Here is a 14,555-nt window from a genome sequence, read left to right as displayed (position 1 = left end):
GCTGCGGTGTCGAGTCCGTCGAGGGTGGCCTCGCGGATGTCCTCACGCTCGGTCTCGGCCGTCGCCGCGAAGAATCCGAACAGCTCAGCGCTGCTCATGTGCCCCATCTTGACCCTGGGGAGCACTGTTGAAGAGGTCGATGAATCCGAACGGTGCGCGGTCGCCGAGGCAGAGGTCCAGCATTTCGTGCGCCTCGGCGTAGAAGCGTTCGGTGCGCGGGAACAGCGCCTCTTCGTAGGCGGTGAGTGCCGCCTCCAAGTCGTCGGGGTGAGCGGCGATTGCCTTACCGAGTTCGGCGCCGTCGAGCATCGCCAGGTTCGCGCCGTCACCGGACGGCGGCATCAGGTGCGCGGCGTCGCCGAGGAGCGTCACCCCGGGCATGCGCTCCCACCGGTGTCCGTCCGGGAGCGTGTGGATCATGCGCGCGACCGGAGCGGTCTGGCCGTCGGTGATCAGCGCGGTCAGCTCCGGAGCCCACCCGTCGAACTCGGCCGCGACCCGAGCCCTCGCGGCGGCGGCGTCGGTGAAGTCGATGCCGGCGATCCACTCGGCGGAGCGGTTCAGCTCGACGTACGCGTGAAGGATGTTCCCCGCCTCGCGGTGCGCGATGATCCCCTTGCCCGGGGCCAGCGCGTACATCGCGCCCACGCCGACCGCCTCGGCCGTCGCGGTGTGCCGCTCGTCGGCGTCGTACAGGTAGGTGTCGATGAACGTCGTGCCGACGTACTCGGGCTTGGCGTCGCAGAGCAGTGGGCGGATCCTCGACCAGGCGCCGTCGGCACCGACGAGGAGACCGCTGGTCACGGTCGAGCCGTCGGCGAAGGTCAGCTCGTGTCGGCCATCGCCGAGGGGCCGGACACCAGTGACCTTGTATCCCCACTGGACCGTCTGGTCGGGCAGGGAGTCGAGCAGGATCCGGCGCAGGTCTCCGCGGAGCACTTCGGGACGCCGCGCCGTGCCGTCGTCGGGGGCGTCGAACAGCAGCTTGCCGTGCTGGTCGAGCACGCGCGCCGCCTCAGCGCCTTCATGGATGATCGCGCGGAACTCGTCGGTGAGGCCGGCGTCGGCGAGCGCGCGCTGCCCGTCGTCCTCGTGGATGTCGAGCTGGCCGCCCTGCGTGCCGGACTTCGCCGAGGGGTCGGCCTCGTAGATCGTTGCGGAAATGCCGTGGACGTGCAGGACCCGGGCGAGGGTCAGGCCGCCGAGGCCGGCGCCGACGATGGCGATCGGGTGGTGGCTGGTGTTCATGGGCTTCCTCGTTCCCGTGCGGGCGGAGCGCCGGACAGCTGCCCGGACAGCTATATGGATCCGTGTTCCATAAGTAATATGGAACACGGATCCAGGACGTGTCAAAATGAGGTCATGCCACGGACCCGAGGAAGAGCACCCGATGGGAAAGCGCGTGCCGACGCCCTGTCGCGAGAGATCATCGTCGGAGCGGCCGTTGTGCTCCTGGACGAGCTCGGCGAGCGGGGGCTCACCTTCCGGCTGCTGGCCAAACAACTGAACACCGGACCCGGCGCGCTGTACTGGCACGTGACGAACAAGGACGAGCTCGTCGCCCTGGCCGCCGATCAGGTGCTCGGCCATGCCCTCGCCGCGGCCCCACGCCCCGAGGAAGGCGCCGGCGCCGAGCTGCGCGCGCTTGCCATCGCCGTCTTCGATGCCCTTGATCGGCACCCGTGGGCAGCGTCCCACGTCAATGCGCCGCCCACGCTGGCGAACGCACTGCGCCTGCTCGACCGCATCGGCACCCTTGTCGCACGAACCGGGCTGCCCGCCGAACGGCATTTCGCGGTCTCCACCGCGATCTCCTACTACATCACCGGCGTCAGCGCCCAGATCGTCGCCCCACGCGCCAACGCCGACGCGACCACCAGCCGCGACGCCTTCCTCGCCCAGACCGCCGAACGCTGGGAAAAACTCGACCCCGCCGACTACCCCTTCCTGACGCGCACCACCACGGACCTGCGCGACCACGACGACCGCGACCAATTCACCACCGGCCTCGACCTGCTCCTGGACGGCCTGAACACGACCGCGAACCCGCGACCACCCGCGTGACATCGCGCTTCAGGCGGTGCGGAGCCGATCGTTCAGCCGTCCGCGCCGCCGTACACCATGGCGAACTGTGCGCAGTAAACGAAGCACCAGGCCGTAAGCGAAGAGCCGGAGGGGATGCGTGTCCATGACGACATCGTGCTGGCGGTCCAGTGCCCTCCGCACCGTCCGCCGGGTGACGTTGTACTTGCGCTGCAAAGCCCGTCGCGACATGCCGCCGCGGTGTCAGGGCGGATCGCGGCGTACAGATCGACCTTCGGCTGCGACGATGGCCAGCGCCCGGTCCACCGCCCAGCTCGTCGAGACCGCACGGCAGGGCGTCGGCATCCTCGGCCCCGGCACCCCGGCCGCCGCCCGCCTCGAGAACATCGCCCGCTTCCTCGACTTCGTCTCCCAGAGCATCACCCGCGCCGCGGAGCAGGCCCGCGAGGTCCTCCACACGAAACCCGAAACGCCCTCAGACAGCACTGCCGACATACCCGCGACCGCCGAACCTGATCAGCCCATCAGCGCTACAGACACCACCTGATCAGCCAGCACGCCACCCGACAAAACCGCAGGCCAGACCCGCCAACCGAGATCCACCACCCGGACGCCGCCAGCCCTCACAGCACACACCTCAACCAGCACACCAATCTGATAAGCCCAGGTCAGCCCACCAACCACTGATCAGGAACACTGCTCCTGGACAAGAACTGACCGCACTCGGCCTGCGCTGGTAGGCACCAGTAGGGTCCGGGCGGGGTCCGTGCCCAACGCAGTGGGCACGGACCCCGCCGCACGCTTCGGCTGCACACCCCGGCGTCAACGGGCACGGGCAACAGGCAACAGATAAGAGGGTGACCCCGAAGTCGTCGACAAACGGCTCCCGTTCTCGCGTGCACAGCCGCTGCGGCGGTGACGGCGTCCTCGCGCTGCTCGTCCTCAAAGGGGATGTCGGCGGCGCGGGCCATGTCGAGCAGCTGGGTGTCCGGTGGCCGGCTGTCGTGGACCGGGCGCGGCAGATCGTGGTCGGCTAGGGGCCGTTGAAGGTGACATTGCGGCAGGTGATGTACCGGCTGGTGTCCGAGGGGGCGCTGCCGCACACGGCGCCGATGTACCGGCGGTTGTCGGCGCGGCTGGCGCAGGCCCGGCGTGAGGGCAGCTTCCCTGATCTGATCGATACCGCGGTCACGCCCCATACCGGTGCATGTACAGGTAACCCCTGCACGCGCACGGTCGCCCGAAGGTACCTGTCTCCGCTGCAAGGTGGGGGCAATTCGGGCCTGGGGGCGCTCTGACGTGATGGTTCAGACCACGTCGGCGCAGACCGGATCCGGGGTGGACAGTCCAGCGGCGACGTTCAGCAGGGTGATGCGGATCAACTGGCTCAAGCGGCCCAGGGACAGTGCCGACGCGTCGTCGTACACAAGCACCCGGAGCGCATCGACGCGGAGCTGTTCGTCCTCGCTGAGGCGGGGCAGGCCCGCGAGCAGCTCGTGGGATGGCCGCTTCGTCACGGTGTCCTCGATGTCAGCGAGCCGTATTCGCCTGATCGTGTCCTCCTGGCAAGGCCGCCCTTCGGCAGCAGCGTCGAGCACAAGCGCATGGATGCTCAGCGCGAGCAGCGTCTTCAGCAAGGCCTCAGCTGAGTGGGGCTCCATCGACCAGGTCCTGAACCGCTCGTGGCGGTCGCTGAGTTCCCCAGGGATCCGATCGGCGGCGCTCAGAATCCGGTTGCTCCACGCAACGCACATCGGCCACGCCTCCACAGGCGTCTACCTCGCATTCATAAGTCAGGTCGGGGGCATCCCAGGCGCTCTCACCGGACACCCCCGGCCAAGGGACTACAAACAGAGTGCCTGCAGAACGGCGCCGCTCACGTCCGCGCTTGCGCTCTCGCCGTAGTAGACCGAACCGATCACGCGCGTGCGATAGCTGTACAGCGGATCCGTGCTCCGGTACTCGCAGCTGAAGGACGCTGTCGTCGTCCGGTATGGGGGTGGGTACTTGTACTGCCGACTGGTCTGCGCCACGGTGAGCTCCCGGCCCGGACCGGGGTTGTACCACTCATTCTCCGACTCGCTGTTGCACGAGAACGGTGCATGCGGCGAGCAGCTCTTGATCCCGCCCACACCAGTCGTCTTGTTGGCGCTGTCATTCGGCTTCTCCGCCGCCACAGGCGGGCCGACCGCATCACAGACGGCGACGGAGTGCGGTGTTCGTCGCGGGACGGGGCGCAGCGAGGGCGTCATGGGTGCGGTACCAGGCCGCTTGAAGCTGAACCAGGGACGTCCGAGCGGTTGTCACCGTAGCCACGTCCGCCCCCACCACGGCACCCGACCAGGCACATCCGGCTGCGGCCCGACCCCCCGACCACGGCCTGCCGGACTGCACCCAGAACCCCCACCACGGCAGGTCAACGCTCTGCCGGACCACGTGATGTCCGGACAGAAATTTTCTGTGAGGCGTCCGGCCGGTGGGGGTTGCGCGGCTAACGGGCCAGGGGCGTAGGGGGCCGCGGTCTGCGCGGAAGCCCGAGAAGGTAACCGACTCGCTTGCTGATGAGCGCAGGGCGTTCAAGGGCTGACCGGCGCAGGAAGCTGCAGCTCACAGGTCTGGAATGGGCCCGATCCGGGTGACAACGTCCCCTGTGACCTACGGACTTGCGTCGCTAACCCCGCGCCCCACCACAGTGCCCACCAGGAAATCTCCCGCACTGCTGCTGTCCCGACCCACCCCCGCGACCCAACGGGTGACAGCACCCCGCCCGCGCCTCGCCCTGGAGTCCGATCATGACCACGCCCCGCATCCCCGACACCCTCGGCAGCCTCACCACCGGCGGCCTGGCAGCAATCGGTGGGGCAGCGCCGTGGATCGTGGTCCTCATCCTGCTCCCCCGCCTGCTCGGGGCGGTGACCCGAAGCTTCACCGAGGGCCTCGCCGGCATCTCCACCTTCCGGAAGGAATCCATGTGGACGCGGCACGAGGATCGGTTCCTCCAGGGCGTCGACCCCGTCACCGGGTTGCACCACATCGAACGAGTTCGACGGAACGCCGCATGCCCGCCCACCCACACGGCGACCGACCCGACCCTGACCAACCCCGCAGACGACAGCCCTCCGTCCGCATCACCCCCCTGACAGGGCCGGCGAGGGCAGACATCTGGACGAGCCTCCTGCGCTATCCGGCCCCCTCGAAGTAGTCCGGGTCTGCGGCTTCAGCTTCTTTGCGGCGGGAAGCCCCACCGGGGGCTCCAGCGTCGCCCCTGGTCGGGTTCGACGGGTGCTTCCTGGGGCTGACGATTGTCAGCTCTGGCGTCCGGGAAGAGAGAAGGGATGCTGGGCGCAGGCCTGCGTGCGTGCCGTCCCCTCACGTGCGTATGACTGTCGTTGATGTTGAAATCCAGCAGGAGCAATTCGAGCATTTCGACCTCTTGAGTGGCTCCTGCGGCCTCCAGCCTCTTCAGGGCTTCTTGGACGATTCGCTCGATCTCGATCTTGGCTCGCGTCTCCATGTTCGAGCGCCGAGTCTCAGCCTGCTGCATGAACTGTTCGGCTTCACTGCGGAGTTGGTCGGCCCCCTTGAGGAGGCGATCCACTGATGCGGCCGCCTTCTCGCGCTGCGCCTTCGTCTCCCGGATGGTGCGCTGCTTGAGTGCGCTTGCCTCTTGCAGGGACTTACGGATGATCGATTCGGCCCGGTCGTTGGCCTCCTGAACGATCCCTTCCTGTTGCGTACGTCCATCGAGCACGCATCGGTCCGCTATGGCCCGCGCCTCGGCGATGACCGAATCGGCTTGTCTCTGGACGATGGGCATCCGCTCATGTAGCTGCCGAAACTGATCGATGGCCTCCGCCAACAGTGCGCGCGCCTGCGCCTCAAGGTTCGATGCTCCCAGGGCTCGGGCGGCTGCCGCCTCGTCGGCAGCCTTCGCCTGCGCAATAACGGACTCGGGATGGGCCGTCAAGGCCAGCAGTCTTTTGTTCTCCTCCTCCAGGCGCGCAAGCTTGGCCTCAAGTGAGTCTCCCTGCCGCGCGGCGGCCGCCTGGAACTTCTCTTCAGCAACCCGTAGCGCCTTGAGTCTGACCAGCCAGACTGCGGAGTCCCCTTTGAGTGCCTGGACCACGTCGCCAAGGAGCTCATCAGACGGCACCTTCTTGGCGTTGAACAACTCCGATAAACGGGGCTGCGGGTAGCCGGCCCTGGCGGCCAGCTCCTTCATGGTCGCCGGAGCGCCCGCCTTGTCCCAGAGGTCCCGCAAGCTGAGCGCAAAGCCGGTCAAGGGCCGTCCATCGTCCTGCAAGGCACTGACTCTGCGCCCCATGGAGCACCCCCCTCACACCGCCCCCTCGGCAGTCGCGCCATTCTTCCGGTCGGAGGCCGGAATAATCTAGTTGATCTCCATCCGGCAGGTTGCTGATGTTGAACTAGCCGCCCTGCAGGCGTTGTTCAAGCAGGAGGACGAAGAAAAGAGAAGAATCAAGAACTATCTGCACGTGGCATGCACAGACCACCCCGTCAGGATTCTTCGTCGTTCATCGGCATGCTTTATCGGGGTTTGGAATGAAGATCGCACCGGCCTTGACTAGAGATGTGCCTCCGCCACAGCGAGGCAGTCTGCGTACTTCGCACTCCCGTATCTGGCACCCCTGACAAGAGGAGCGCCAGAGCGCAGCCGCCGGGGAAGCGTGCAGCAACAACGCTGTGGCCCCGGACCGCAATCGGGTCCGGGGCCACTGTCCTGCACCGGCTGTGCGGTGCAGCGAGAACCTGTCGACGGCCTCGTCGGGGAAGCTCTTGGCGGAGCCCTGGCGAGGTCCTGTTCTCTCCAAGGACAACTGATAGTGCACTGCATTGCTTCCCAACCGGTGAAGAACGCGTATCGTCCAGGCATCCGGGTGATGCTGGGCAGTAACGCTCCCCAGGAGAGTTTCAGCAGTACCTGGACATGGGCTGCCGTCATCAGCCTGATCGGCGTCGTGGTGTCGATCGGTTTCACTGTCTATAAGCTGCGCAAGCGCAGGACGGCAGAGAAGGCCGAACGGCTCAAACCCGACTACAACCTGCTCGATGAAGTCGCCGTCGTCCTGGACAAGCTGGCAGACATGCCGGCCCAGAAGCCGGACCTCAGCTCCCTCAACGAGCTGCGCACGCGGGTCAAGCAGGCGGAGCGGCGCTCCCCCGACCTCCGCTTCGGCGACATCGTGGCGCGCATCGACGTCTACCAGAAGACAGTTCTGCCGGACTGCTTCGGCAAGAAGCTGTCCAGCAAGCGGATCACGCTGGAGGAACTGTTGGCCCTGTCCCGGCAGCAGGGGGCCGCGATCACGGAGATCCGGGTCGCGATCGATGCGGTGCAGGCGGAGATCGACCGGCGCACCAAGTGATGTGAACGTCCATGCGCGAGCCTCTCCAGGCGTACTCACGGGCGTTCACCCAAGTCCGTTGATCAGCCCGGGACTTGACGCCGTACCTGCTGCCGTCTGCGAGCAGCTCACGAGGCGCGTCGGTGGACGGCAGCGGGTCCGATGATGCGGGGACCGAACTTCTCGCGGACGTGGTCGATGACCGCTTCGGCCACGAGCCGTGCCTCCCGGGCATCATCGAAGCTGATCTGCTGGGCGATCTGGTCGGCGTCGACCAGATCCTCGCCCCTCAGAGCAAGTCCGGTCAGCCGGCCGCGCTGCAGACCGGCCGCGTCCGTCAACTGGTAGGCCAGCGTGCGCAGGTCATCGTCGTGCCCGGCCGGCTCCGCGAGGCGGCGGGTCTTCTCCCAGGCGGCGCCGCCGGCGAACCGCAATCGGGAGGCCTGCGCCTTCGCCACGGACTCCTTCAGCGCGGCCATCAGGCCGACGACCCCGCCCGGGGCGGCCTCCTCGGGCGCCTTGGGCGGCTCCCGGTGCTCCCGCTTCGCCTCGATGAGCTGCTCCACCGCCGTTGTGTACCGGCCTGGCTTCGTTCACGTTCAGCGGCAGCGTTTGTCGATCGGTTACAACAGCAGTTGGTGATCAGCGAGCCAGCGGATGTTCACGAGAGATGACGTCGCCGGGACCAGCGTCGCTCGTTGTTCTGGAAAAGTGACGAGCGCGGAGCGGTGCTCGAAACGCAGGTGCGGACCGGTCTGGAAGCACGGCAGGGTGGGCGGATGGAGCAACCTCTTGACGTGCCTGAACTCACCGCTGGTGGTGGATTTACGCTTCGGCCCTGGCGCCTTTCGGACCTTCCGCTTGTCCGTGAGGCGTCGGAAGATGACTACATCCCGTTGATCACGACGGTGCCATCCCCCTATTCCGAGCCAGCAGGCGTCGCGTTCATCGAACGGCAGTGGAGCCGAGCGACCACGAGGGCTGGGTATACGTTCGTCATCGTGACCTCTGACGATCAGCCGGTCGGCCAGGTGGGGCTGTGGCTGAAGGACCTGGAAGAGGGCCGTGCGTCGCTGGGCTACTGGGTCGTCAAGTCGGCGCGTGGTCACGGTGCCGCCGTGGCTGCCGTCGACGCCGTGGTCGGCTGGGCCTTGCGTGATCTGCGGATTCCCCGGCTTGAACTGTGGGTGGAGCCGTGGAATTCGGCCTCCCTGCGCACTGCAGAGCGTGCGGGGTTCCAACGTGAGGGGCTGCTGCGAGGGTGGCAGCAGGTGGGGAACGAACACCGGGACATGGTCATGTATTCGCTGTTGAACGACGAGCTGTGATGTCGTTGGTCCTGCCGTCAGGCGGGCAGGACCAGCGCACTGGCAGCAGGGTCAACCGGCCTTGGCCGGGGCACCGGCTCGGGAACCGTTCTCCCGGATCCTGCGTGACCTCTTGACGTGTTGTCGGCTGGTGGTGAGGGGACCGAATGAGAGCGCGGACGATGGTGAGCGTGGCGGTATCGGCCTGTGTGGCGCTGGTGGCGTGCGCGTGCGGTCCGGACAAAGCGAAGGAGGACACGGACGCGAAGCCTTCGCAGCCGTCCGCGTCCACGCGGGCCGAAGAGCCGTCGGCCACGCCGTCCGTGTCCGCTCGGACCGAGAAGCCGTCGGCCGAGCCGTCCGGCGACCAGCCCGCTCCCAGGACGAAGGAGGGCGCGATCCAGCGGTACGAGGAGTACCTCCACGCCCTGGGCCGTGAGGACATCGACACGGTCTGCGAAGTGGCCGGGCCCGCCGCGAAGAAGGCACAGGACCAGGGGCTCGGCCCGTGCACGTCGACGTACGCCGCCGTGTTCCAGATGATCTCGCCCGCCCAGAAGAAGGCCCTGAAAACCGCGACGGTCGACCCACAGCGCATCGCCGTGCGCACGCCCGACAAGATCGAGATGCCGGTCGAAGCGGTCAGGGCCTCCGCCACCTTCTCCGAGAGCGACCTCGGCAGCTACACCCTGGAGTACCTCAAGAACGATTGGTACATCACCGACTGAACCCGACGCGCCGTACGCGGAGCCGCCCGGTACCACGTTTGAGTGGGGTGGGAACTGGTCGTCGGGGAGTGTGTACAAGGGCGATTTAACTCGATCGTGTGATGGTCGGCTCGCGGGCTTGCGGCGCCCTGAGCGGGCCGGGGTAGCGTTGCCGTGCGATCTGGGACGCCGGGTGCGGTGCCGGCGTGCGGGGCCCCTGTTCCACCAGCGAGATGGTCCAGGGCCTCCCCGTCGCCTCTGGCCGCATCCACATGGCCAGGTCGTGAGGGACTCCGCCCGCCCGGCTCGGACCACGGACAGGATCCGTGTCGCCGCCCGGGATGCGAAAGCGGACGACCAGTGCGCCCAGCACCGTTCGGGGCGTGCGGCTGATCAGGTTCACTCCTGCTCAGTCCAAAGGAACGGTCCTCTGCCAGTACCGGCGGGCGCCTAGACCGCCGTCGCACTGCTCGGCTGCGCCTTCGTGGTGGTCGTCGCCGTCCAACAATCGATCGGTTGTTGGACAACGATGCCCGGACGTCGACACGCCGGGCAAAAGTCGGCTTCCGATGTACAACAGGCATGTTCAGCAACTCGGAAACGCGCCCGGCCAGCTTGTAGTCCGCTCCTTAGGAGAGCGGGAACCGGAGTCCCCCCGGCCGCGACACGCTCTCCAAAACGTCAGCCGACAGTCGTGTCCCGGGCTTCTTCTCTGTCGGTCGCCTGAGGAGAGCCCAACCGAAGAACCGTGGCTTCTCCCGCTCCGGTCGCTGATAGCCCCAAACCGCGCTGCCCCGGCTACGCGGTGCGCTTGCGCAGGGTCGGCGGCCGGCCGCTGGGTGTTGGCGAGCATCCGGCGGACGGTCTCCGGGTGCCAACGATCCCCGCGCTTCGGGCGGATGCCCTCGGCCTCCAGGACGGCGGCGATCTCGCGGTAGGACAGCCCGTCCTCGTCCCGGAGCCGGCGGCCGCGTGCACGGCCAGCCTGCTCCATCTCCTCCGGGGTCAGCTCCTTCTTGTGGGCCTGCCATCCGTACGGCGGGCCGTACGCGTACTCGCCCTTCTCTCCCTTGATGCGGCGGCCGCGGCGGAGCGTGGCCACGGTCATCCCGCGGTCCAACCGCGCGAAGACGCCCATCATCTGGCGCATGGCAGTGCGCATCGGGTCCTCTGGGTCGTCGGGCAGGATCTCGCCCTGGTCGGCCATGAAGGCGCGGCCGCCGTGCTTCCAGGTCTGCGCGAGCGCGGCCTCCTGCACGACGAGCTCGCGCGCGAGCCGGTCGAGGTTCGGCGCCACGAGCCCGTGGACCTTCTTGTCCTCGATCCACGAGAGGGCGGCGCCCAACTGCGGCCGCTCATCGCCGGCGACGGTGCCCGGCACGGCCTTCTCCACGAACAGCTTCACGAACCGGTGCCCGTACTCGCGGGCCCAGCGGCGGACGATCTGCTCCTGGTCCTCCAGACCGAACCCGTCCAGCTGACCGCCCGTCGACACCCTGATGTAGCCCGCCAACCGCACCGTGATCGCATAAATGTGACGGCTTGTAGGGTACGCGGGAGCCTCCGGAGACATCTGCAATGTCTCCGGAGGCTCGTCCTGTTGCCGAACCTTTTCGCCTTGCGGTCAGCGGGTGAGCCACACCGATAGGGCGCCGGCTCCTGTCGCGAGCGCACCGATGAGCCTGTAGGGCGGGCGCTGAACGGTGATGCGCAGTTCGGCGAATCGCAGCTCGAAGAACGGCTCAGCCTGTGGGGGCTGCCGGTCCAGCTCGACCGGCTGCTCGTGGCTGGGTCGGATCGGTGTGACGGTCATGAGGTCAGTCCTCCTCGGGAGTGGATGGCGCAGGAAGAGAGGGGCGTGGATGCGGTTCATGACGCCTGTTTCGCGGTCGAGTTCTTCACCGCATCCGGTCAAGCCGCTGTGCGAGCAGGGGGCGGTGCGGGTCGTCGTAGAGCAGGACGATGCACACGGCGCAGCACGAGGCGCGGCCCAACGGCGAAGCCCCGCCGAGTGAGCGGCGGGGCTTCGAGAACGCAGCGCCGATGTTGCCAGCGAGAGCTAGCCATGCAACCCCCAACTGACCTGCGAATTTCCTTGAATCAGCTGCTCTAGCATGCTTGTGGCACAGCAGCGCAACCTCGGTTCGCGGGTGCCGCGCCACTGCCTCCAGCACCGCAAGCTGTTCGACGAACAGACCGCCTTCCCAGCCGACCTCGTCGTCGTGGCCTGACGGCAGATCACGTCTGCCGTGCTGTCCCTCTCACAGGGACGGGGGGCCGATCGCCGGATGGATCTGGGGCCGCAACCTGCCTGCCTTCCTTGAGTTGCTGTCCCGCTACGCCGGATACGCCTTCGACGAAACCGACTGGGAAACCATCGACTCGGTCAGCCTCTGCACATCGCCGTTGTTTACTTGCTAAACGTTCAGCCAGTTTCTACTGTAAGCGTATGGACGACGCGACGACTGAGGTACCTGACGCATCCCACAATCACCTCCCCGGTGGCAACCGCCTCCCCCGCATTGCGCCGCTGCCGGAGGATCGCTGGGACGCGCGGTTGCGCGGGCTTCTGACCGCCGCTCCACGGGACCCGGGAGGCGGGGTGCCCAACATCTTCACCACGTTGGCCCGCCACCCGGACCTCTACGCGCGGTTCATGCCGTTCGGCGGGCAGCTGCTCCGCGGCGGGCTGCTGCCGGGAAGGATCAGGGAGCTACTGATCCTGCGCACCGCGCACAACACCGGGGCCGCTTACGAGTGGGGACGCCATCTGCCGTTGGCCGAGGCCGCCGGCGTCACGACCGCGGATGTCCGGCGTATCACCCAGGGCCCGGAGGCCGCCGGATGGACGGACCTCGACAGGCATCTGCTCCGGGCCGCGGACCAGCTGCATCGCGACGCACGGATTTCGACCGTGACCTGGGAAGCTCTCGCGTCCCACTACGAGGAGGCAGAGCTGATAGAGATCACCATGCTCATCGGTCAGTACCACATGCTGGCGTTCTTCCTGAACTCCACCGGCGTGCAGCTGGAGCCGGGCTTCGACCGGACCGGCACTGGGAAGGCGGCGCGCGCCGATGGATGAGCAGCGGAGATCGGAGAGGGAGGCGCGCCGTCTGGCCGGCCGCAAGCTCCTGGTGATCGGCGCGGGCACCCGTCCGGACGGGGATCCGCAAGCACCCGTCGGCAACGGGCGGGCGATATCCGTCCTTGCCGCCCGTGAGGGAGCGAGTGTGGCCTGCGCCGACATCGCACCCGAGGCGGCCGCGGCGACCGCCCGGCTTGTCACCGCCGAGGGCTCCCCAGGAGTCGCCCTGGTGGCTGATGCCACCGACCCCGAACAGACCGCCGCGTTGGTCGCCGAGGCCGCCCGCGAGCTCGGCGGTCTGGACGCGCTCGTGGTGAACGCGGGCATCGGGCTCGGCGTTGGCCTGGCCGGCTCCTCGCCCGAGGACTGGGACCGCGTCCTCTCGCTCAATCTGCGCGCGCCCTTCCTGGCCGCGAAGTACGGCCTGCCGACGATGGGCGGCGGCGGCGCGATCGTCTTCATCGGATCCGTTGCCGGACTGCGCGCCGCCACCGGCTCGCCTGCGTACGACAGTTCCAAGGCGGGGCTGGTGGGTCTGACCCGGCATGTCGCCAAGGAAGGCGCCGCGCGCCGTATCCGCGCCAACGTGGTCGTACCTGGCCTGATCGACACCCCGATGGGCCGTCAGGCATCGGCAGCACGCACCTCCAGGACCGCGTCCTTCGCCCGGATCCCACTCGGCCGGCAAGGCACCGCGTGGGAGGTGGCGGAGGCGGTCACGTTCCTGCTCTCCGACCGCGCCTCCTACATCACGGGCCAGCAGCTGGTGGTGGACGGCGGCCTGAGTGCCGTCTGACAGCGGTTCGGCAGCCATCCGGCCGGTGCCCGGGCAGACTCCCACAGACGGCCGCCGACGTCAGCCGGACCTCCGGTCCGCAGCGAGTGCCAGCAGCACCATGTCGTGGGCCGCGCGGCCGATCTCCTCCAGGCGGACGCGCGAGGAGTCCAGCTGGTACTGGAGCAGTACGCCGCGCGCCAGGCTCTCCAGAAGGAATGCCTGCGCGCGGGGGTCCAGGTCAGGGCGAACGCTGCCGTCGGCGACGCCACGTCGGATGTCGTCCTCCACGCCGGTGCGGACCAAGTCGAGTTGGCCGCCCAGGGGACCCTTGGCGCTGTCCCCCGGGCTGCCGACCGCCTCGACGAGCAGCACCAGCAGCGCACGTGCCCGGACACTGGGGCCCGGCTCGGCCAGACTTGACAAATACTGCCCCAGCTTGGCCAGCACGGCCTCGAGCCCGGTCATCCGGTGGTATCCGGGGAGCGCCCGGAGACGGTCGACAAAGACCTCGCGGATGTCGTTGATGACCGCCTCGACGAGCCCCGCCTTGGACTCGAAGTGGTAGTTGACCATGCCCCGGCTGACCCCGGCGCGATCACCGACCTTCTTCACCGTGAGGCCGCGGTAGCCCTCCTCGGCGAGGATCCCCAGGGCCGCGTCGATCAGTCTGCGCCGGGAGGCCTCCCGCTGGTCATCGCGCATCGTCGGAAGGGGGCCGGTCGTTGTCGTGGGATCGGTCATCGCCCCAGCAGTATCCCATCCGCGACTGCCCCGCTGCTCGAGAGGTGACCTGTGGACGTCTTGCGAATCATCCTGGCTGGAGCCACCGGCCCGATATTCGTCTTCACCGGGGCGATCAAGATCTACGGGCTGCGCCGGTCCCTGCAGTACCGCGACCACTTCGGCATGTCGCCCTCGCTGTGGCGGACGATCGGCGTGCTGGAGGCCGGAGGCGGCGTGGGGCTTCTCGGGGGGGCTGGCGGTCCGGCCGCTGGGCATCGCGGCCGGCGCGGGACTGTGCGCGCTGATGTTCGGCGCCGTGCTGACGCACCTGCGGGCCAGGGATCCGATCGCTGTGGTGGCCTCTGCCTCGGGCGTTCTCCTGCTCGCTTCGACGTCCCTCGTGTGCGGCATCGCTGTGTGACCGTTCCTAAGGACTGAGCGGGAGCGGGTCCTGTTGCCAGAACTCCTGCTCAGCCGCGTGCTCCGAACGGTGTTGGGCACGCTGGTCTCCCGCTTTCGCTCCACCACCGGGCGGCGCGCATC

General features: G+C 67.9%; 18 protein-coding genes and 1 pseudogene. 10 read left to right on the top strand and 9 right to left on the bottom strand.

Annotated features, from left to right (window positions below; translation table 11 throughout):
- Window positions 1-84: 84 nt before the first annotated feature.
- On the bottom strand, window positions 85-1,248 hold the full coding sequence (locus ACFY0T_RS48795; protein ID WP_388885290.1) for an FAD-dependent oxidoreductase: 1,164 nt from the start codon (window positions 1,246-1,248) through the stop codon (window positions 85-87).
- Between the two features lie 114 nt (window positions 1,249-1,362).
- Between ACFY0T_RS48795 and ACFY0T_RS48790 the strand changes: the two genes are divergently transcribed.
- The 3 genes and pseudogenes from ACFY0T_RS48790 (at window position 1,363) to ACFY0T_RS48780 (ending at window position 3,080) form a co-directional block, all read left to right on the top strand.
- A complete protein-coding gene (locus tag ACFY0T_RS48790; protein ID WP_388885287.1) occupies window positions 1,363-2,064 on the top strand; it encodes a TetR/AcrR family transcriptional regulator C-terminal domain-containing protein in 702 nt (233 codons plus the stop codon).
- 265 nt (window positions 2,065-2,329) lie between these two features.
- Window positions 2,330-2,590, top strand: a pseudogene (locus ACFY0T_RS48785) (MarR family transcriptional regulator); the annotation flags it as partial.
- 349 nt (window positions 2,591-2,939) lie between these two features.
- Window positions 2,940-3,080 (top strand): hypothetical protein, encoded by a 141-nt coding sequence (locus ACFY0T_RS48780; RefSeq protein ID WP_388885285.1) that lies wholly within the window; start codon window positions 2,940-2,942, stop codon window positions 3,078-3,080.
- Here ACFY0T_RS48780 and ACFY0T_RS48775 read toward each other — a convergent pair.
- The 3 genes from ACFY0T_RS48775 to ACFY0T_RS48765 form a co-directional block, all read right to left on the bottom strand.
- Window positions 3,077-3,235, bottom strand: a complete 159-nt coding sequence (locus tag ACFY0T_RS48775) for a hypothetical protein (protein ID WP_388885282.1) — start codon at window positions 3,233-3,235, stop codon at window positions 3,077-3,079. The two genes, ACFY0T_RS48780 and ACFY0T_RS48775, sit on opposite strands and share 4 nt — an antisense overlap.
- A 115-nt stretch (window positions 3,236-3,350) precedes the next feature.
- On the bottom strand, window positions 3,351-3,680 hold the full coding sequence (locus tag ACFY0T_RS48770; protein ID WP_388885280.1) for a hypothetical protein: 330 nt from the start codon (window positions 3,678-3,680) through the stop codon (window positions 3,351-3,353).
- A 207-nt stretch (window positions 3,681-3,887) separates the two neighbouring features.
- Entirely contained in the window at window positions 3,888-4,295 is a 408-nt protein-coding gene (locus ACFY0T_RS48765; RefSeq protein WP_388885278.1) for a hypothetical protein, read from the bottom strand.
- Between the two features lie 540 nt (window positions 4,296-4,835).
- On the opposite strand from ACFY0T_RS48765, the gene ACFY0T_RS48760 reads away from it, so the two are divergent.
- Complete coding sequence (locus ACFY0T_RS48760) at window positions 4,836-5,183, top strand: hypothetical protein (RefSeq protein WP_388885276.1); 348 nt, start codon at window positions 4,836-4,838, stop codon at window positions 5,181-5,183.
- Window positions 5,184-5,260: 77 nt separating this feature from the next.
- Here ACFY0T_RS48760 and ACFY0T_RS48755 read toward each other — a convergent pair whose 3' ends face one another.
- Window positions 5,261-6,346 carry a hypothetical protein gene (locus tag ACFY0T_RS48755; RefSeq protein WP_388885273.1) on the bottom strand — a complete coding sequence of 362 codons (1,086 nt, stop codon included), beginning with the start codon at window positions 6,344-6,346 and terminating at the stop codon, window positions 5,261-5,263.
- A 598-nt stretch (window positions 6,347-6,944) separates the two neighbouring features.
- On the opposite strand from ACFY0T_RS48755, the gene ACFY0T_RS48750 reads away from it, so the two are divergent.
- Window positions 6,945-7,430 (top strand): hypothetical protein, encoded by a 486-nt coding sequence (locus ACFY0T_RS48750; RefSeq protein WP_388885271.1) that lies wholly within the window; start codon window positions 6,945-6,947, stop codon window positions 7,428-7,430.
- A gap of 107 nt (window positions 7,431-7,537) precedes the next feature.
- On the opposite strand, the gene ACFY0T_RS48745 is transcribed toward ACFY0T_RS48750, so the two are convergent.
- The gene (locus tag ACFY0T_RS48745) at window positions 7,538-7,975 is read right to left on the bottom strand and encodes a hypothetical protein (protein WP_388885269.1); all 438 of its coding nucleotides are present in this window, start codon (window positions 7,973-7,975) and stop codon (window positions 7,538-7,540) included.
- 132 nt (window positions 7,976-8,107) lie between these two features.
- Between ACFY0T_RS48745 and ACFY0T_RS48740 the strand changes: the two genes are divergently transcribed.
- Window positions 8,108-8,737 (top strand): GNAT family N-acetyltransferase, encoded by a 630-nt coding sequence (locus ACFY0T_RS48740; protein ID WP_388885266.1) that lies wholly within the window; start codon window positions 8,108-8,110, stop codon window positions 8,735-8,737.
- Between the two features lie 170 nt (window positions 8,738-8,907).
- A complete protein-coding gene (locus ACFY0T_RS48735; RefSeq protein ID WP_388885263.1) occupies window positions 8,908-9,444 on the top strand; it encodes a hypothetical protein in 537 nt (178 codons plus the stop codon).
- Between the two features lie 565 nt (window positions 9,445-10,009).
- Here the strand turns inward: ACFY0T_RS48735 and ACFY0T_RS48730 are convergent.
- Together ACFY0T_RS48730 and ACFY0T_RS48725 are read right to left on the bottom strand one after the other, a co-directional pair.
- Window positions 10,010-10,936: a recombinase family protein gene (locus ACFY0T_RS48730; RefSeq protein ID WP_388885260.1), complete on the bottom strand. Its 927-nt coding sequence runs from the start codon at window positions 10,934-10,936 to the stop codon at window positions 10,010-10,012.
- Between the two features lie 111 nt (window positions 10,937-11,047).
- Complete coding sequence (locus tag ACFY0T_RS48725; RefSeq protein ID WP_388885257.1) at window positions 11,048-11,236, bottom strand: hypothetical protein; 189 nt, start codon at window positions 11,234-11,236, stop codon at window positions 11,048-11,050.
- A gap of 789 nt (window positions 11,237-12,025) precedes the next feature.
- Between ACFY0T_RS48725 and ACFY0T_RS48720 the strand changes: the two genes are divergently transcribed.
- Window positions 12,026-12,508: a carboxymuconolactone decarboxylase family protein gene (locus ACFY0T_RS48720; protein ID WP_388885255.1), complete on the top strand. Its 483-nt coding sequence runs from the start codon at window positions 12,026-12,028 to the stop codon at window positions 12,506-12,508.
- Entirely contained in the window at window positions 12,501-13,307 is an 807-nt protein-coding gene (locus tag ACFY0T_RS48715) for an SDR family NAD(P)-dependent oxidoreductase (RefSeq protein ID WP_388885252.1), read from the top strand. Before ACFY0T_RS48720 ends, ACFY0T_RS48715 begins: the two co-directional genes overlap by 8 nt.
- A gap of 60 nt (window positions 13,308-13,367) precedes the next feature.
- Here the strand turns inward: ACFY0T_RS48715 and ACFY0T_RS48710 are convergent, their stop codons facing one another.
- Window positions 13,368-14,030 (bottom strand): TetR/AcrR family transcriptional regulator, encoded by a 663-nt coding sequence (locus ACFY0T_RS48710; RefSeq protein ID WP_388885250.1) that lies wholly within the window; start codon window positions 14,028-14,030, stop codon window positions 13,368-13,370.
- Between ACFY0T_RS48710 and ACFY0T_RS48705 the strand changes: the two genes are divergently transcribed.
- Complete coding sequence (locus ACFY0T_RS48705; RefSeq protein WP_388885247.1) at window positions 14,017-14,433, top strand: DoxX family protein; 417 nt, start codon at window positions 14,017-14,019, stop codon at window positions 14,431-14,433. The two genes, ACFY0T_RS48710 and ACFY0T_RS48705, sit on opposite strands and share 14 nt — an antisense overlap.
- The last annotated feature ends 122 nt before the right edge of the window (window positions 14,434-14,555 follow it).

The organism is Streptomyces sp. NPDC001530 (assembly GCF_042894545.1).
In the GTDB taxonomy this organism is placed as follows: Bacteria; Actinomycetota; Actinomycetes; order Streptomycetales; family Streptomycetaceae; genus Streptomyces.
This window is presented reverse-complemented; position numbering and strand designations above follow the sequence as displayed.